This is a genomic window from Streptomyces eurocidicus (assembly GCF_002891295.1).
Lineage (GTDB): Bacteria > Actinomycetota > Actinomycetes > Streptomycetales > Streptomycetaceae > Streptomyces > Streptomyces eurocidicus.
In genome coordinates this window covers 527,114-543,919 of sequence record NZ_LGUI01000006.1, presented here as the reverse complement: position 1 = coordinate 543,919, position 16,806 = coordinate 527,114, and the positions used below count along the sequence as shown (strand labels likewise).

16 protein-coding genes and 1 pseudogene are annotated in these 16,806 nt (G+C 71.7%); 10 read left to right on the top strand and 7 right to left on the bottom strand.

The genetic code is table 11. The features are described from left to right. The first annotated feature begins 376 nt into the window (after positions 1-376). From AF335_RS21655 to AF335_RS21645, 3 genes and pseudogenes are all read left to right on the top strand, one after another. Positions 377-1,778 (top strand): annotated as a pseudogene (locus AF335_RS21655) (MbnB/TglH/ChrH family RiPP precursor modification enzyme). A 3-nt stretch (positions 1,779-1,781) separates the two neighbouring features. Continuing rightward, positions 1,782-2,840 carry a TIGR04222 domain-containing membrane protein gene (locus AF335_RS21650; RefSeq protein ID WP_102920073.1) on the top strand — a complete coding sequence of 353 codons (1,059 nt, stop codon included), beginning with the start codon at positions 1,782-1,784 and terminating at the stop codon, positions 2,838-2,840. A gap of 269 nt (positions 2,841-3,109) precedes the next feature. Beyond that, positions 3,110-3,487: a PaaI family thioesterase gene (locus AF335_RS21645; protein WP_311775586.1), complete on the top strand. Its 378-nt coding sequence runs from the start codon at positions 3,110-3,112 to the stop codon at positions 3,485-3,487. A 95-nt stretch (positions 3,488-3,582) separates the two neighbouring features. On the opposite strand, the gene AF335_RS21640 is transcribed toward AF335_RS21645, so the two are convergent. The 5 genes from AF335_RS21640 to AF335_RS21620 form a co-directional block, all read right to left on the bottom strand. Further along, the gene (locus tag AF335_RS21640) at positions 3,583-4,410 is read right to left on the bottom strand and encodes an AfsR/SARP family transcriptional regulator (RefSeq protein ID WP_102920071.1); all 828 of its coding nucleotides are present in this window, start codon (positions 4,408-4,410) and stop codon (positions 3,583-3,585) included. Between the two features lie 260 nt (positions 4,411-4,670). Continuing rightward, entirely contained in the window at positions 4,671-5,675 is a 1,005-nt protein-coding gene (locus AF335_RS21635; protein ID WP_170127774.1) for an RICIN domain-containing protein, read from the bottom strand. Between the two features lie 29 nt (positions 5,676-5,704). After that, positions 5,705-6,085: a peptidoglycan-binding domain-containing protein gene (locus tag AF335_RS21630; protein ID WP_102920069.1), complete on the bottom strand. Its 381-nt coding sequence runs from the start codon at positions 6,083-6,085 to the stop codon at positions 5,705-5,707. Between the two features lie 138 nt (positions 6,086-6,223). Continuing rightward, the gene (locus AF335_RS21625; RefSeq protein ID WP_146045601.1) at positions 6,224-6,673 is read right to left on the bottom strand and encodes a hypothetical protein; all 450 of its coding nucleotides are present in this window, start codon (positions 6,671-6,673) and stop codon (positions 6,224-6,226) included. A 70-nt stretch (positions 6,674-6,743) separates the two neighbouring features. Next, positions 6,744-7,169 carry a hypothetical protein gene (locus AF335_RS21620; RefSeq protein WP_146045600.1) on the bottom strand — a complete coding sequence of 142 codons (426 nt, stop codon included), beginning with the start codon at positions 7,167-7,169 and terminating at the stop codon, positions 6,744-6,746. Between the two features lie 386 nt (positions 7,170-7,555). On the opposite strand from AF335_RS21620, the gene AF335_RS21615 reads away from it, so the two are divergent. Both AF335_RS21615 and AF335_RS21610 read left to right on the top strand, forming a co-directional pair. Continuing rightward, a complete protein-coding gene (locus AF335_RS21615; RefSeq protein WP_102920066.1) occupies positions 7,556-8,068 on the top strand; it encodes a GNAT family N-acetyltransferase in 513 nt (170 codons plus the stop codon). A gap of 317 nt (positions 8,069-8,385) precedes the next feature. After that, complete coding sequence (locus AF335_RS21610; protein ID WP_102920131.1) at positions 8,386-9,048, top strand: lysophospholipid acyltransferase family protein; 663 nt, start codon at positions 8,386-8,388, stop codon at positions 9,046-9,048. Positions 9,049-9,108: 60 nt separating this feature from the next. On the opposite strand, the gene AF335_RS21605 is transcribed toward AF335_RS21610, so the two are convergent. Beyond that, positions 9,109-9,618, bottom strand: a complete 510-nt coding sequence (locus tag AF335_RS21605) for a hypothetical protein (protein ID WP_102920065.1) — start codon at positions 9,616-9,618, stop codon at positions 9,109-9,111. Positions 9,619-10,083: 465 nt separating this feature from the next. Between AF335_RS21605 and AF335_RS21600 the strand changes: the two genes are divergently transcribed. From AF335_RS21600 to AF335_RS21590, 3 genes are all read left to right on the top strand, one after another. Beyond that, complete coding sequence (locus AF335_RS21600; protein ID WP_228773176.1) at positions 10,084-11,298, top strand: phosphatidylserine decarboxylase; 1,215 nt, start codon at positions 10,084-10,086, stop codon at positions 11,296-11,298. 28 nt (positions 11,299-11,326) lie between these two features. Continuing rightward, the gene (locus AF335_RS21595; RefSeq protein ID WP_102920064.1) at positions 11,327-12,730 is read left to right on the top strand and encodes a S10 family serine carboxypeptidase-like protein; all 1,404 of its coding nucleotides are present in this window, start codon (positions 11,327-11,329) and stop codon (positions 12,728-12,730) included. A gap of 288 nt (positions 12,731-13,018) precedes the next feature. Further along, positions 13,019-14,089 carry an alpha/beta hydrolase gene (locus tag AF335_RS21590; RefSeq protein ID WP_102920063.1) on the top strand — a complete coding sequence of 357 codons (1,071 nt, stop codon included), beginning with the start codon at positions 13,019-13,021 and terminating at the stop codon, positions 14,087-14,089. 72 nt (positions 14,090-14,161) lie between these two features. Here AF335_RS21590 and AF335_RS21585 read toward each other — a convergent pair whose 3' ends face one another. Then, complete coding sequence (locus AF335_RS21585; protein ID WP_102920062.1) at positions 14,162-14,602, bottom strand: GNAT family N-acetyltransferase; 441 nt, start codon at positions 14,600-14,602, stop codon at positions 14,162-14,164. 163 nt (positions 14,603-14,765) lie between these two features. Here AF335_RS21585 and AF335_RS21580 point away from each other — a divergent pair, with 163 nt between their 5' ends. Together AF335_RS21580 and AF335_RS21575 are read left to right on the top strand one after the other, a co-directional pair. Then, positions 14,766-15,509, top strand: coding sequence for a hypothetical protein (locus tag AF335_RS21580; protein ID WP_146045599.1), 744 nt, complete (start codon positions 14,766-14,768; stop codon positions 15,507-15,509). Further along, entirely contained in the window at positions 15,506-16,801 is a 1,296-nt protein-coding gene (locus tag AF335_RS21575) for a nucleotidyl transferase AbiEii/AbiGii toxin family protein (protein ID WP_102920061.1), read from the top strand. Before AF335_RS21580 ends, AF335_RS21575 begins: the two co-directional genes overlap by 4 nt. Positions 16,802-16,806 lie beyond the last annotated feature (5 nt).

Below are 16,806 nucleotides of genomic sequence, written 5' to 3'. Positions count from 1 at the left end.
ACCCCCCCCCCCCCCCCCCCCCCGGCGCCGGCCGGGGCGGCCGGGGGGGGGGGGGGGCCCGGGTGGGGGCTGAGGGGGGGGGCGGCGGCGCCCGCCCCCGCCCCCCCCCCCCCGCCGGGGGGGGGGGGGGGGGGGGGGGGGGGGGGGGGGGGGGGGGGCGGCCCGGGGCCCCGCCGCCCGCCGGTCGTTCCCGCTGCCGGGCTCCGGCTCCCGCTTCGGCGCCGGGAGGCCCTCGGACCGACCTCGGGACGGCTCCGGGGAAAGGCTGGCTCGGGAAAACCCTCGGCATGGCCTCACCGCCCATCTCTTTATAGGGTGCCCGGAGGGAATTACCTTCACATTGGTGAGGTAATACATGGGGTACGGGGGGTTGGTCATGAGTGTGCCATTGGGGACGGGTATCGGCTGGCGACCGCAGATCGCCGAGGACATCGCCCGCCTGCCCGGCGTGGACTGGGTCGAGGTCGTCGCGGAGAACATCCGCGCCGACGACCCGCCCGAGGCCCTCCGGCGGCTGCGCGAGCGGGGTACGACCGTCGTCCCGCACGGCGTCTCGCTCGGCCTCGGGGGCGCGGACCGTCCCGACCTGGGTCGGCTCGTCGCGCTCGCGGAACTGGCGGAGGCGCTCGACGCCCCGCTCGTCAGCGAGCACATAGCGTTCGTACGGGCAGGAGGGCCGCGCACCGGGTCGGCGCGGATCGAGGCCGGGCACCTGCTGCCGGTGCCCCGCACCCGGGATGCGCTGGACGTCCTCTGCGCCAACGTCCGCCTGGCACAGGCCGCGCTGCCCGTACCGCTCGCGCTGGAGAACATCGCGGCGCTCATGACCTGGCCCGGCGAGGAGCTCACCGAAGGGCGGTTCCTCACCGAGCTGGTCGAGCGGACAGGGGTGCGGCTGCTCGTCGACGTCGCCAACCTCCACACCAACCACGTCAACCGCGGCGAGGACCCGGCGACCGTGCTGGACGAACTTCCCCTGGAGGCCCTCGCCTACGTGCATGTGGCGGGCGGCTTCGAACGGGACGGCCTGTGGTACGACAGCCACGCCCACCCGGTGACCCGGCCCGTCCTGGACGTCCTGGCCGAGCTGTACGACCGCGTCGCACCGCCCGGCGTCCTGCTGGAACGGGACGACGACTTCCCGGAGGCCGAGGGACTGGCGGCCGAGCTGACCGCCGTACGCGCCGTGACCGGGCGGGCGCGTGCCCGTGTCTGACGTGAGGGAGGCGCCGGGCGGCCCCGGACCGGGCGCCGAGGAGGCCGTGGGGAACGCGAAGGCCCCGGAGAGTACGGAGGCGGCGGCGGAGACCGGAGAGGCCGGAGAGCTGGACGCGGCCCGGAAGCGGCTCGCGCGCGCCCAGCTCGCCCTGCTCTCCACCCTCGTCGCGGGCGGCCCCGCGCCGGACGGTTTCGATCCGGGGCGGCTGGAGGCCCAGCGCCGGGCCCTGCTCGACAAGCGCGCGCACGTCATCGCCAAGGTGGCGCCCGAGTTGCGCGACGCCCTGGGATCCCGCTTCCACGAGCTGTTCCTCGGCTACGCCCGGGGGCGGCAGATGGCCGGCGGCCATCACCGGGACGCGCTCGGCTTCGCCCGTGAACTCCTGCGCACGGGCGCCCTGGAAGCGGATCCGGAGCGGCACCGGCGGCTGGCCGACTGGGTGGCCCGCCGTACCGCCCGTACCTCCCCTTCCCGTTCCACGGGGCGGCCGCCGCTCCACCGCCGCCTCGCCGCGGCCCTTCGTGCCAGGCGCGCCGAGCGCCCGCGGAAAGGCAACTGACTGATGATCGTCATCGCTGTCGTCGTCGCCCTGCTGTGCCTGCTGCTCCCGTCCGCGTGGTTGCTGCGGCTGCGGCGGAGCGCGCGCGGGCCGCTGGGCACGGACGTCGCGGGCAGCCGCCCGGACCTGCTGGGCGTGGCCTATCTGCTCGGTGGCGCACCACAGGTCGTGGACACGGTCGTCCTCCGGATGTACGAGGACCGGCGCATCACGCTGCGGAAGGGCCGGGTCACCGTGGTCCACCCCGCCTCCCACCACGCGATGGAGCGCGCGCTGCTGAAGCGGTGCAGCACCGACTGGAGCAATTCCCTGCGCAACCTGCGCCGGGAGATGCGCAAGGATCCGGCTCTGGAGGAGATCGAGCGCTCGCTGGTGGAGCAGGGGTTCCTCATGACACCGGCGACCCGGCGCGGGTGGCCGCGGGCCGCGCTGGTCCAGAGGGCGGGGCTGGCCGTCGCGGCGGTCGTCACCGCGGTGCTGCTGTTCCGCCCCGACTCCTACCCGCTGCCGTTCGTTTTGCTCGCGCCGGCCGTCCTCGGCGCGGCCGTCGTGGCAGGCCGGTGCAAGCCGCCCAAGTGGGCGATTCCCCGCACCGATCACGGCGAGAACGTCGCACGGCACCTCAGGTACCGGGGGCCGTGGAGCGTCCGGACCCCCGAACTCCACCCGGAGGGCCTCGCGGGGGTGGTCGCGGTGCTGGGGCCGGGAGCCCTGGCGGACGACGAGCTGCGCGCACGGTTCGGGCAGCCGGTGAGTGCGCCGCCCCGGACCCGTTCCACCACGGTCCGCCGACGTCCGGCAGCCTCGTCGTCCACGCGGTCGTACGCGTCCTCCTCCGCTGTCTCCGGGGCTTCCGGGGCTTCCGGTACCACCGCGTCCTCCTCGGGGTCGTCCTCGGGGTCGTCCTCGGCGATCGTCGTGGGTGCCTCTTGCGACACCGGAGGCTCCGGTGACACGAGCGGCTCCGGTGACACGGGGAGCTCCGCAAGCTGTTCGAGCGGCTACAGCGGCTGCTCCTCCGGCAGTTCGTGCTCCAGCTGCGGCAGCAGCAGCTGCTCCTGAGGGAGGGCGCCGGCCGCACGTGACGGCTCCCCTGGCAGGCGGCGGGGACGAGGGACGCGTTCAGGACTTCGTCGAGGTGCTCCCGCCACAGCCGTGGCGGAGCCCTGGTGGTCGCCGCCGGGCGCCGACAGACTGACGTCCGGCAGCGTCCTCGTCCCGAAAGGCGTCCCCTCATGCCCGATTCCGTGTCCGATGCCGTGTCCGGTGCTGTTTCCGGTGCCGCGTCCGGTGCCACGCCCGCGCCCGGCCTCGCCGACCTCCTGGCCGCCATGCCGCTCGCGTCGCATCTGGGGGTGACCCTCGACGAGGCGACACCGGAGGCCACGCGCGGCAGTCTCGCCTGGTCCGCCGAGCTGTGCACCGTCGGAGGCGTCCTGCACGGTGGGGCCCTGATGACCTTGGCCGACGCGGTCGGAGCCGTGTGCGCCTACCTCAACCTGCCGGCGGGAGCGGGCACGTCGACGGTGGAGTCCAAGACCAACTTCCTCCGGGCGGTCCGCTCGGGTGGCGTGCACGCCACCGCCCGGCCGCTGCACGTCGGCGGGACCGTCGTGGTGGTGCAGACCGACTTGCGGGACGACGAGAGCCGGCTCGTGGGGCAGACCACCCAGACCCAGCTCGTCCTCACTCCGAAGGACCGGTCCTGACCGGAGCCGGACGAGGAGGGGGACCCGGGCGGGGCACCGCCCATGGCATCCGGAGCGCCCCGGCCCGCCCCGACCGCCCGTTGCGTCAGCTCACTTCACGAGAGCACCGGGCATCTCGCCCAGGGCGCCGGCGGAGCCGAGGAGGCCGGCGGTGCGCCCGGGCGGTCCAGGGACGGGTCGTGCGCGAGTATCGCCTGTTCCGCGCGCTGGAGCCGCGGCGAGGGCTGAACGCCCAATTCGTCCGCGAGATGGCGCCACATCCGCCGGTAGGTCTCCAGGGCATCGGCCTGTCGGCCGGAGCGATAGAAGGCGATCATCAGTAGTTCGCAATAGCGCTCGTGCAAAGGATGCGCCAGATGCGTCTCGTGCAACTCGGCCAGCACCATGGCGTGGTTGCCATTCTCCAGTTCGGCGGCGAAAAGGAGCTCCAGGGCGCGTAGCCGGTACGCCTCGTAACGTGCGGCTGCCCTTCTGCAGGCCGGGGTCTTCGCGGCATCGCCGAACGCCGGGCCGCGCCACATGGCGAGCGCTTCCCGTAACAGCCGCACCGAATCCCTCGGGGAATTCCTTTCCCCCGCCTCGACGCCATGGATCTTCTTGACGAATTCGGCGGCGTCGAGCTCCCCTTCGCCGAGCGCCAGCCGGTAGCCGGACGGATGGACGGTCAGCCGCGGCTCCGTGCGCTCCGGCTCCAGCGCCCTGAGCCTGCGCCGGAGCCTGCTGATGTGGGCGTACAGGGTGTTGGGCTGGACGTCCCACATCGACTCGCCCCACATCCGCCGCATCAGCGCCTCGCTGGACACGCTTTCCCCCTCACCGACGAGCAAGGTCTGGAGGAGTGTCCGCTGGAGTTCCCCGGAAATCTCGATCTTCTTCCCCGGGACATTTATTTCCAGTGCGCCCAATACGGAGAATATCAGCACAGCGATTCCTGCTCTCTGTGACGATGATAGGGAGGTGCGAGCCGCCCGGCGGCCGATGGCGCAGGAGAGCGTCGGGGCGGTCGGCCCGGCCATCGAGCCACCAGGACGAAGTATATGGGCCGTTGCCGCCAAGCGGACTGCCCCCGTCGCCGAATGCCTGTTCGCAACTCAGGTACTCGTAAGGGAGCGGCGCACCCGGGAGGCAAGTTAATTACCTGCGTTCCCGTCATGCCGCTTCCTTCCCACTCGTCAGAGCAGAATCACATCATTTCCTTCACCACTCGGACCGCTGAGGGAACCATCTGCCACAGCTGGTCCCTGGTACCGGAGTCGGTCCACTGATCCGTCTCCGCGCCCTCCTCCGAGCTCACGGACTTGATGCCGAGGAACTTCGCGCTGTTCACATTGACGAGGGCGTGGAACCCGGTGCCCTGCGGCCGTGCCAGCCAGCCCTGTTCGGGGGTGCCGGCACAGGTCGTCTGGACGCCGAGGGCCCCGTTCTCGGTGCTGGCGCCCTCGATGGACAGACACTTCCCCGTGGACACGTTGGTCAGCGTCACGGCTCCGCTCGCGGTGGCTCCCACCTGCCACTTCTGGTCCAGGGCGGCGCCGGAGCAAGTCAGTTGGACGACCTTCGCGCCGTCGGCCGGGCCGTGCCCCTCGATCCCCAGGCACTTGCCGCTGTTGACGTTGACGAGCGTCGTCTCCCGCACCGGGTCGGACCGCTGGACGAACTCGGCGCCGGGCTGCCGCGCGCAGTCCCACTGCCGCAGCGGTACCCCGTCCTCCAGGGCGGAGCCGGTGACCTCGACGCATTTGCGCGGGGAAGCGGTCGACGGCTGGAGCCAGGCGTTGTCCCCGGCGTCCACCAGGGCGAAGTCGGCCCCCGGCCTGCCCGTACAGTCGCCCTGCCGGACCGCGGCGCCGTTCGCCGGGCTGGAGTTCTCCACCTCCAGGCACTTACCGCTGTAGGCGTTGACGATGTTGACGGTTCCGCCGCCGGCCTCGGAGGCCCGTAGATACCAGAGGGCCCGGGGGCTGCCGACGCAACGCTGCTGCCGCACCGGCTCGCCCACCGCCGCGGAGGCGACCTCCAGGCACTTCCCGCTGTGCGCGGCCAGGATATTGACCTCCTGCTGCGGGGCGGCCCGCGCCGGAGCGCGGTACCCCGGCCCGAGAACGAGCAGCGCCATGGCGGCCAGGAGCACGACGAGCGCGCGCGACCGGACGCCGGGCCGCGACGAGGAGAGCGACGGTGACGGCATGACAGGCCCCCTGCTCGACGGGAGAGGATTCACGGGTGCAGGGCGGTCCATGTGGCGGCGTCGACGACACCGGTGCCGGCGAGGCCGAACTGCCTCTGGAGCGTCTTCACGGACGCCTCGGTGACCTCTTCGAACACGCCGTTCACCGTGACGTTCTGGAAGCGGTACACCTCGTTGAGGATGCACTGGAGATGCCGCACGGCCTCGCCGGCGCCGCCCTTCCGTAACGAGGGGTGGCCGCCCAGGAACATGCACAGGCGCCACTCGGTGACGGTCGTGGCGGTGGGGACGGCGTGGGCCGTTGCGGGGGTGGTGGCCGTGACGGTGACGGCGGCGATCAGGGCGGTGGCCGCCAGGGTCGCTGCCGCGGTGCGGCGGCGGGGCGGTCTTGGCGGGGGTGTCGCTGTCATGGGTCTTCCCTTCCGATGTCGGCTGTCCGCATGCCGAGGGTTTTCCCTGTACCCGGGCCGGCTTTCGCCGTGCCGGGAGCGGCCTTCTCCTCGTGCCGGGCGACGGCGCGGCCCGTCCGGCGCGGCGCCCGCCCCTCCCTACACCCACGGGCAATTGGGCAACCCCGGAGGCGGATGCGCCGGCACTCGCACCACCTCCCCCGGCACCGTCCCCCACCCTTTGACCTTGGGCAGGTCACCGACCTGATCTCCCTGCACGTAGTACCAGACGCTGTTCCCCTTGGTGTCCTTCGGACCGAAGGTGTAGCAGGTGAACCATGACGGGGACAGCTTGAGCCAGCCGGTGATCACGGCGCCGAAGTCCGCCTTGCCGTAGACGTCCGACGGCTCGTTTTCGCAGTACAGCGCCTTGTTGAAGACATTGCCGATGGCGTCCCGCAGGACGATCCCCTCGCGGATCCCGCACGTTCCCGCTGCCGCCGCCGGTGGCGCGGGGCCGAGCAGCGCCGACCCGGACACCAGCGCACCGGCCACAGCCGTGCCCACCCCGCCCCGGAGTGCCCGGGCGGTCGACGAGTGCCGTCTCAAGCGAAGCTCCTCACGGGAATCGTGCACGGGGTGCGGGCGCGCTGCCCACCGGGGGGGGGCGGAGCGCAGGTCAGGAAGGTGCCGGGAGCGAAGAGCCGTCGGTCCAAGGGCACTCGGTCATGCCCGCGACCGGGTGCTTCGGCGCCTTGACGGCGACCGCGGGCAGATAGCCCCACGCCTTCGACCCGGGGCTCGCCAGCACCCGGTCGCCCTGCGTGTAGTACCAGCGGTTGTCACCGAGGTAGTCGCTGCCTTGCTTCCAGCACACGATCCAGGTCGGGGAGAACTCCATGCGCCCGATCACCGAGCTGGTCGAGCGCGACTGGACGCGTACCCACCCGGGCTCCACCTCGCACCAGAAGTCTCCGGTGAAGAGCCGCCCGGTCCAGTCCACATGCGTCTCGCCCGGACGCGCCCGGCACGGCACCGGCTCGGCCGCCGACGCCGACGCCTCCGACGACGAAGGCACGGTCAAGGTCAGGGCGGCAGTGGTCACGGCCACAGGGACCGCGCACCGGCGCAGCCGGCGTCCGAAGCCTCCGGGCAATGCCCTCACTCCCCCTGTCGGAACCGCCGGGCGCGCACATGTGCCCGGGCCGGCACGGGGCCGGCCGGTGCGTCGGAGTATCGGGCCGCTCCCGGCGGCACGTTAAGCGATTTTCGGCCGCGTGCCGCCACGGCGCCCCGATGTGCCGTCGTCCTCCCAGGTCGCCCGCGCCCGGGGAATCTCGTCACGTGAGGAAATGACCGAGTCCCGCGCCCTCCCCCGCCGCCCGCGCCCCGGCATGGCCGGAGACCGGTGTCACGGATTCCGCCCCCTCCCGGTGTGCGGGGACGGCTCGGTGCCGCCGGGCTTGCACCACCGGCCGTGCCGGGATGACGATGCACACCGTGATCCGTCAAGCCAGAAGAGAAGAGATCCCGCGTCTGCGGGACATCGAGCGGGCCGCCGGAAGACTGTTCGCCGACATCGACATGACAGCGGTGGCCGAGGACGAGCCGCCGTCCCCGGAGGTGCTCCGGCAGTACATCGACGCCGATCGCGCCTGGGTCCACACGGACGACCGGGACGTTCCCGTCGGCTACGTCGTCGTCGACCTCGTCGACGGCTGCGCGCACATCGAGCAGATCTCGGTGGACCCCGCGCACGGCCGCCGACGCATCGGCGCGGGCCTCATCGAACACGTCGGCGGCTGGGCCAAGGAGCGGGGCGCCCCGGCGCTCACGCTGACCACCTTCACCGAGGTGGCGTGGAACGGCCCGTACTACGAGCGGTGCGGCTTCCACCCCGTCCCGGACGCCGAGCTCACCCCGGGCCTCCGTGAGATCCGCGAGGCGGAGGCGTCCCACGGCCTGGACCGCTGGCCCCGCGTCTGCATGCGCCGCGCGCTGTAGCCCGTACGGCATCCCGCACGCACCGGGGGCGCCGGATGCGGCCGGTCGTGTGGCCGGGGGTGCGCCTGCGGCGGGCTTTCCCCAGCCCGCCCCTTCCCGGATGTCCTCAAACGCAGGACGGGCTGATCTCAGCCCGCCCGGCGCTTGAGGACACCGCGCGTCAGCGCGGAAAAGGGGGCCCGGGGGCGAAGCCCCCGCCACGTGGCGGAGCCGCACATCGGATGCAGCGGGAAGGGCCGGGGCACAGGAACAGGCCCCCACCCCCGCCCCCCGGTGCGACGATGAAGCCCACCGAACCCGTACCGGAGGACCCGTACATGCTCAGCCGCCTCGCCCGAACCCTCCTCCCCGCCTTCGCCCGGCTGACCGTCACCACCGACCCCGGCGCCGACCTCACCCCCGGCAGCATCATCGCCGCGAACCACAGCTCGCTCGCGGACCCCGCGGTCGTGCTCGCGGCCCTGCACCGGCTCGGCGTCGAACCGGTCGTCCTGGCGGCCGCGGGGCTGTGGCGGATACCGGGGCTCGGGCGGGCCCTGACGCGGGAAGGGTTCGTGCCCGTGCACCGTGGCGGGCCGCAGGCGGTGGCCGCCCTGGGCGGGGCCGAGGCCGCCCTCGCGGCGGGCCGGAGCGTCCTCATCTACGCGGAGGGCGGCATTCCGCCGCGCGCGGACTCCGGTGAGGCCGCGCCCGCCGCCTTCCGCGGCGGAATCTCCCTGCTCGCCCGGCGCACCGGCGCCCCCGTCGTCCCCCTCGGCCAGGCCGGCGCCCGCCGGATCGCCTCCGGACACTGGACCAAACAGCTCGCCGGAGTGGCCACCGCCCCGCTGCGCCGGCCGAACCTGCACGTCCACGTGGGCGCGCCGGTGACGCTGACGGGGGACAGGGGCGCGGCCACCGACCAGGCGCACCGGTCGGTGACTCTCGCCTGGCGGACCGCCGCCCGGCACCTCGGCGCGCCGGCCGCCCTCGCCGCCTGAACGGCCCCGGACGCACGGAAGGCCGCGCGGGATCACCCGCGCGGCCTCCTTGGCGCTCCGTCACGCCGCGAGTTCGTACGTCTCCAGCCGCTTGATCAGACGGCGGAGGATCAGCAGGGGTATGACCCCGAAGACACCGAACGACATGTCGACCAGCTGCCAGTAGAACGGAATTCCCCGGATCGAGCCGCAGATCAGAGCCAGCGGAACGATTCCGGCGCATGCGATCACGCCGAACTCGATGACCCAGATGTTGCGCACGGGGTCCCGGTACGGGCCGTAGAACGCGACCGCGATGACCAGATGCGCGAAGGCCAGCCAGTCCGTGCCGTACAGCACGAACGGATACTTCGCGTCGGTCGCGTCCAGGCCCTCCCGGACCCTGACCACCCAGTCCATCAGCCCCGGCAGGTGCTCGGGGACCGGGGAGGCGTCGGATCCCAGCACCTCCTCCATCCACCGCACTTCGGTGACCAGCGGAAACGCCGTCAGCCCGCTCAGTACGAGGCCGACGATGAAGACGACCAGCCAGATTCGAATACGGCGCTTCAGTGCGCTACGCCCGTCCATGATCGGAGCGTACGCCCGCCCTCTCGGCCTCTCGGCACCGGGCCCGACCAGGGCTGACGCGGCCGGCGCCCGGTCCGGTGGGGGAGTGCGGCCGAGCCGGCGCGCCCATGGTCGGCGCCCGGCCGGAAGACGTCGCTGTCATGGGGCAGATGAGTGTCAGAGAGGCTCTTGATTTTTCTGGTGTGCATGCGGTCCGGTGGCCATTTCGCGTGCTCGCGCCCGACCCCGGAGCGCGACAGATTGGGCTGCGGCGCACGGAGCGGGCCCGCCACAGGCAGGGCTCCGCTCCGCCGTGCGCCGGTTCGGAAACGACGCCGGAACATATGACGGTCCCATTCACTCACTCACCGCACGGCCGGAATTCAACCCCGGCGCACCCACGACGACTTCCTCGTCCCGCGTCGCGCCACCGCGCCCGGCCGAGCGGTGACGGAGCGGTGTCCCCCTACAGGAGGAGACGGAAGAATGACGCGGAACGGCGAACCCTTTTCCAAGGACCTCGGCGAGTTCCTCAAGAAGATCACCATGTGGTACGAAACCGACCACGAGGGCTTCCGGACCATGTACGACGCGGCGGTCGCGAACGTGGTCCCGTACCCGGACGACACCCCGGAGGAAGTGCGCTGCGACTGGAAGAACAAGGACATCCGGTTCCTGTGCGACTTCTTCGAGGAGTGGTACAAGTGGCGGTCGGGTGTCAATGACGGTCTGGACTACATCGAGAAGTTCAGCTGGATCAACTACGAGAACAACTACGGCATGGTGTTCGTGACCTCCGGTCCCGGATACAAGATGACGGCCGACTTCACGAATCTGCAGGGCAAGCAGATGGACGAGAAGGGGCCGCGGGCGAAGAAGCTCATCGAGAAGTGGGTCAAGGAGCTCGGTGAGAAGCGCATGGCCGAGTACAAGAAGGAGGACTGGGAGACCTTCAACGACTTCTTCGTCCGGCAGCTCAAGGAACCCAGGCGGGTCGACGCCGAGGGCGACGACAGTGTGGTGGTGGCCCCCGCCGACTGCGTCATCAACATGATCGTCGACGATCTGGCCGAGGACACACCCATCCCGGTCAAGACGGTGACGATGAACGTCGCCCAGCTGCTCGGCAATTCCAGCTACGCCGAGAGGTTCATCGGCGGTACGGCGGTGTCGTGCATCCTGATGCCCGACAGCTACCACTGGTACCACGCCCCGGTCACGGGCGAGGTCGTGGAGGCGTGCGAGAACCTCCCCGGCGCGTACTACGGGATGCGGGACTTCCCCGGACTGCTCGACAAGGGGAACGTCGGCTACGGCTACGACTACTCGATGTTCGACGAGTTCCGCCGGGGATACCTCGTCATCAGGACCAAGTACCTGGATTCCACCGGAAAACTGGACGGCGAGGGCTACGTCGGACTGGTCCCCGTCGGCCTCAACTCGATCGCCTCCGTGAACTTCCGGAAGAAGTTCAGGGGCCCGATCGAGGAGCCCGTCCCGGTGAAGAAGGGGGACCAGATCGGGAACTTCAAGTACGGCGGGTCACTGAACATCCTGCTGTTCGAGAAGGGCCGGTTCCCCGCGGTGCAGCTCCTCCAGGGACAGCGCATCGGAATCCTGGAGGATCCGCAACGGACGGCGGGGCTGTTCAACCACTCCTATCTGACCAGGTCCCAGCGCCGCCGCCCGCTCGCCCCCTGACCCCGCTGCCGAAACGGATGGGTGGACCATGTCCCACGACGACCTCGTCACCTCGATACCGGCGAACATCCTCAACACCCAGAGCATCGACTTCCACACCAAGGACACCAAGAAGGTGCGCTCCTACTCCGGGTACGCGCACCTCGACAGCACGGAGAACCCGGGGACGCAGAACCACCTCTTCTACTGGTTCTTCGAGAGCCAGACCTGCAACCCCCACGTCGCGGTCGCGGACCAGCAGGAGCTGATCAGCGGCACACCGCTGCTGATCTGGCTCAACGGCGGACCCGGTGCCTCCTCGCTGCTGGGCCTGTTCCTGGAGAACGGGCCGTTGTCCATCGGCGACGACGCCGCCGGGACGGTGTCGGTGACCTCCAACACCTGGAACCAGGAAGCGCACGTCGTCTACTGGGACCAGCCCCTCGGCACCGGATACAGCTGTTCCGACGCCGGGGAACTGGTCAAGGACGAGAAGGCCCTCGCCCGGATGTTCTGGGAGGCCCTCCAGAAGTTCTTCGACAAGCACCCGGAGTACGCGCGCTGTCCGCTGTACGTCTGCGGGGAGAGCTATGCCGGCAAGTACGTGCCGGCGATCGCCCTGGAGATCGACGAGCGGAACCGCCTGCACGAGGGGCAGCACCTCGACCTCCGGGGGATCTCCGTCGGCAACGGCTGGATCAAGCCCGAGCTCTCGCTCCGCGTCCTCATCGACTACGCCTACACGACGGGTTTCCTCGGCATCGGCCAGAAGGAATCCCTGTACGAGGACTACGCCGTCTTCCAGGCCGCCCTCGCCGAGCGGAGGATGAAGAGGGCCACCCGGCTCGGCAACGACCTGGTGGCCAGGGTCCTGGCCTGCGGGGGGAACTTCGACCTCTACGACGTGCGGCGCTGGGACGACCTGCCCATGGGGGCGCTGCGCGCCTACCTGGACGGCGAGGCCGTGAAGCAGGCCCTGCACGTGCCCACCGACGTGCCCTGGCAGTGCGCCGACAACGCCGGCCCGGTGGCCGAGGCGCTGGTCAAGGACAACATGGCGGACGCCTCCGGCCTGTACGCCGAGATCGTCGACAAGGGCTACAAGACCCTGCTGTACACCGGGAACTTCGACACCGCCTGCGGTTACCAGAGCACCGAGGAGATCCTGGACGACCTGATGCGGCGGAAGGGCGCGCAGGAGCACGCGGAGTGGCGGCACGCTCCCCGGCTGATCTGGACGCGGGCGCAGGGGAACCCGAAGGGGTTCGTCCGCCGCCACGGGCGGCTGACGCAGGTCAGCGTGCCGGACTCCGGGCACCAGGTGCCGGCGTTCCAGCCGCAGGTCTGCCGGGAGATGCTCTACAACTGGCTCTTCGACCGCCCCTTCCCGGGCTACGACCCGCAGCAGCAGCTCAAGCCGGCCGACGGCGCCGCGGGATCCAGGAAGAGCTGAGCGCGCGCACGAGGTACGTGGGAACAGGCCGGGCGACCGTCACCGGCTGACGGGTCCGGTCCGTGCGGGGACGCCTCCGCACGGACCGGACCCGTTCGCGTGGGGCACGAGCGGGGCACGCGCGGGCCCCGTCCCGGCCCCGCGCGGGCGTCTCCGGCACCGGCCGAGCAAATATGAGCGTTCCATGACAGAAGGAACTCCCCGCGGCACGCTCCTCTCCCTAGAGGCAGACCGTCCCGCTCAGACCGGCGCGCCCCGCGCCGTTCGGCAACACCCTGGAGTTCCGCCATGTCCCACCCGTCCCGCAGGACCTACCGGGCGCGCCGCGCCGGCCGTACGTCGCGGGCGAGGAAGTGGTCCCTCGCGCTGATCGCCGCGGTGGTCCTGGGCGTGGCCTCCTGGCCGGTCCTGAACTACTTCGACGTCTTCTCCGACAAGGGCGACCCCATCAGCTTCGAGGACGGCAAGGACACCACCGCCCGGCCCGCGAACGCCGGGACGCTCATGCCGACCGGTCCCACGGCCGATCTGCGGGTCGAGACCACGCTGGCCGACGGCACCAAGATCGCCAAGACCACACTGCACGGCGCGAAGTCGGGGTTCACCGGCAAGGTGTGGGTGTGGGCGCCCAAGGAGTACAAGGATCCGAAGTACGCCAAGAGCGGCTTCCCGGTGCTGATCGCGCTCCCCGGCGGCGAGGGGGCCCAGCAGAACTACTGGATGGGCACCGACCTCAAGCTCCAGTCGAGCATCGCCAAGTGGGCCGAGGAGGGCAAGAGCCTGCCCTTCATCGTGGTGATGCCCGCGCTCAACCCGGACAAGAAGTTCTACCGCGACGGCAGTGACATCCCGGGTCACGAGAAGATGGGCACCTGGCTGACGGAGGACGTCCCGGACCTGGTCAAGGCCAACTTCCGCACGATCAAGTCCCGTGACGGCTGGGCCTTCATGGGCTCCTCCTCCGGCGGCTTCGCCGGTATGAAGGCCGTTCTGAAGCACCCCGACAAGTTCAAGGCCGCCATCGCCTCGGGCCCCGACATCGTGCCGGACTCCCCGCTCTGGGCCGGTCACGAGCAGGAGAAGCAGGACAACAACCCCCAGGTCCTGGCCAAGCGGCTGGCCGCCGTCGGCAAGCCGGACGTCTACCTCGCGTTCCAGGTCGGCACCGCCGAACCGGCATCCGTGATGAGCCAGGTCAAGCAGTTCCGCACGCAGTACGGGAAGGGGCCCGTGCACACGATGCTGCACGAGATACCCGGCGGGCAGCACGACGCGCACACCTACGTACCGAACATGGAGCAGGGCGGTCTGATCCAGTGGATCAGCAAGCACATGCAGGGCCCGACGCCCGCGTCCTGACGGCGGTGTCCCGACAGCGGCGGACGGCGGCCGGGCGGGCGAAGGACGCCCCCGCCCGGCCGGCGGCCCGGCTCAGCTCTCGGGCTCGAGGTCCTTGGTGAAGTGGAAGGCCGAGATGGCCATCCGCTCACGCAGGTAGAAGCGGTGGGCGTCGGTGCGGTGGGTGCCGGAGTCCAGGACGAACACACGGGCACCGGCCTCGCGGGCGTGCTCCTGCAGATGGGCGAGCAGCCCGTGCCCGACACCCGTCGAGCGCGTGCCGGAGTCGGTCACCAGGTCGTCCACGTACAGCGAGCGCAGCGTGCTCGTGTTGACGACGACGCGCCAGCCGGCCGCGCCGACGCAGCGGCCGTCGTCGGTGTAAGCGGCCGAGAACCTCAGTCCCTGGGCGTGGCCCTCCCCGTACACGTCGCGGAGGAGGTCCTCGGTGAGGTGGGGGCGGAGCTGGTGGAGAACGGGGAACAGGTCGGATATGAGCCGGGGGTCACCGGGCTCCAAGTCGATGATCTTCACATGGGCACTCTAGGGGGAGCCGGGGCCTTTCCCCATCCCCGATTTCTTCCCGTTACCGTCCACCCTTTCCCACGACCGCTCGCCCCCCGCCCTCGGCCGGGGTCGTGCGGGCCCCGGCGGAAACAAAGCGAACCCGTCCCCGGCGGCCTGCGATCATGTGCCGGTGATACCGAGCACCACCGCACCCCCGCCCGCCCCGGCACCGGCCTTCGCCGGTGACTTCGAGGCCCATCTCACCGTCCGGCCCGCCGCGACCGCCGAGGACGACCGGGCCCTCCAGCGGTACGCGGCGGCCCACGGCATGAAGTTCACCGACATCCTGCTGGACCGGGGCCGCACCCCCAGCCAGCCGATGCTCACGCTGCGCGCCTCCGGCCCGCTGCCCGAGGTGCGGCAGGCGGTGGACGCCGCGGCCCGGAGGCTGGCGGGCGCCGGGTTCGCGGTCGTACGGACGAAGATCGAGGCGGCCCCGTGGGCCGCCGGGGTGCCGGAGACCGACGCCGAGGCGGCGGCCCTCGGGGCGCGCTACTACTTCGAGCACCACCTCAAACTGCTGCTCACCCCGGACACGGACCTCGCGGCCCTGGCCGGTCTCACCGCCGCCCACCGGGCGCACCTGTCGCGCAACGCCCGCCGGGTGCGCGCGGACGGCCGCGTCGAGCGGTTCGTCACCCAGCGCTGCCGTACGGTCGGCCGCCGTACGGCCGGGGCCCGGCTGGCCGCCCTGGTCGCGGCCGTGCGGGCCGGCGGGCACACCCTCGTGTCCGAGGAGCGGGAGTTCGTCGTCCACGACAGCGACGAGACGCTCGACGCGGGCTGGATCGACGAGGACCACGGCACCGGCCGTACCGGCGAGACCTACGGCGCCGGCCGTACCGGCGAGGACGAAGAGGGGACGGGCGCATGACGACGACACCGTGGGAGCGCTTCCAGTACGGGCCGTGGGACGCCGGGGCGATCGTCCCCCGGCTGCCACCGGACGAGGAGACCCGGGCCCGGCGGGACCTGCCCCGGACGCTCCTCCCGGTCCCCGGCGAAGGGGTGGTCCAGCACCCGGTGTACGACCCGGCGGCCAACCACCACGCGATGGGCATGCGGCTGAGCGAGCCCGAGTTCGCCGACCCGGCGACGGGCGGCGCCTGGTACGCCGCCCGGCGCCGCGCCCTCGGCCTCACCCTCGCGGCCGTCGCGGGCTCCGCATGGGCCGAACACCTGGTGCTGCGGGGGAGCGTGCTGCTCAAGGCGTGGTTCGGGGACGCCGCCCGGGAGCCGGGCGACCTGGACTTCGTCGTCGTCCCCGCCACCTGGGAGCTCGGCGACCCCCGCACCGACGCGATGCTGGAAGAGATCGCCCGGGCCGCCGAGGAGCGCTCGCGGGAGGCCGGGAGCCCGGTCCGGATCGACGCGGCTGCCGCGGTGAGCGACGAGATCTGGACGTACGACCGGGTGCCGGGCCGCCGCCTCGTCCTGCCCTGGACGGCCGTCGAGGACGGTGTGCCGCCCGGCACGGTCCAGCTCGACTTCGTCTTCAACGAGGACCTGCCCGCCCCGCCCGAACGGACCGAGGTGCTGCCCGGTGTGGCGATGCCGGCGGCGAGCGCGGGCCTCTCGCTGGTGTGGAAGCTCCTGTGGCTGGTCACCGACATGCACCCCGAGGCCAAGGACCTCTACGACGCCGTGCTGCTCGCGGAGCACGTCCGCGTCCCGTACGCGCTCCTGGAACGGGTGCTGACGGAAGCGGGCGAGACCGCCGACCTCGGCTCCGTCCTCCACCAGGCGACCGAGGCCGACTGGGACGAGTTCGCCAAGGACCATCCGGAGTTCGCCGTGGACGCGGAGAGCCTGCTCACCCGCCTGATCGTCGCCCTCGCCCCGGGCTTCCACCCGGAGGAGGACGGCGTCTACGCACAGTTGGCCGCGGCCTTCGCCCCCACCACGGACGTCCTCCGGGGCGAGCGCGAGGCGGGCGGGACGGAGGCCGTCGAGGAGTGGCTCGCCGTACGCTCGCCGCACTGCCTCAAGGCGCTCGTGGTCGTCCGTGAACTCCTCGGCCGCGAGGAACACACCCTCGACGAGGCCGCGGAGGCGCTCGCGTCCTTCCGTGACACGCGCCCCGGCGGCTGGAGCCACCCCTACCGGAACGGCCGGCGCGGCGACGCCTTCCGGACGGCCGCCCGGCTGGGCGCCGCCTGCGGCTGACCGCC

What these genes read in the sequence shown, in the direction of transcription:
- AF335_RS21650 (WP_102920073.1), top strand. Translation starts at nt 1,782, where the DNA reads ATGATCGTCATCGCTGTCGTCGTCGCCCTGCTGTGCCTGCTGCTCCCG.
- AF335_RS21645 (WP_311775586.1), top strand. Translation starts at nt 3,110, where the DNA reads ATGCCGCTCGCGTCGCATCTGGGGGTGACCCTCGACGAGGCGACACCG.
- AF335_RS21635 (WP_170127774.1), bottom strand. Translation starts at nt 5,675, where the DNA reads ATGCCGTCACCGTCGCTCTCCTCGTCGCGGCCCGGCGTCCGGTCGCGC.
- AF335_RS21630 (WP_102920069.1), bottom strand. Translation starts at nt 6,085, where the DNA reads ATGACAGCGACACCCCCGCCAAGACCGCCCCGCCGCCGCACCGCGGCA.
- AF335_RS21615 (WP_102920066.1), top strand. Translation starts at nt 7,556, where the DNA reads ATGCACACCGTGATCCGTCAAGCCAGAAGAGAAGAGATCCCGCGTCTG.
- AF335_RS21610 (WP_102920131.1), top strand. Translation starts at nt 8,386, where the DNA reads ATGCTCAGCCGCCTCGCCCGAACCCTCCTCCCCGCCTTCGCCCGGCTG.
- AF335_RS21605 (WP_102920065.1), bottom strand. Translation starts at nt 9,618, where the DNA reads ATGGACGGGCGTAGCGCACTGAAGCGCCGTATTCGAATCTGGCTGGTC.
- AF335_RS21600 (WP_228773176.1), top strand. Translation starts at nt 10,084, where the DNA reads ATGACGCGGAACGGCGAACCCTTTTCCAAGGACCTCGGCGAGTTCCTC.
- AF335_RS21595 (WP_102920064.1), top strand. Translation starts at nt 11,327, where the DNA reads ATGTCCCACGACGACCTCGTCACCTCGATACCGGCGAACATCCTCAAC.
- AF335_RS21590 (WP_102920063.1), top strand. Translation starts at nt 13,019, where the DNA reads ATGTCCCACCCGTCCCGCAGGACCTACCGGGCGCGCCGCGCCGGCCGT.
- AF335_RS21575 (WP_102920061.1), top strand. Translation starts at nt 15,506, where the DNA reads ATGACGACGACACCGTGGGAGCGCTTCCAGTACGGGCCGTGGGACGCC.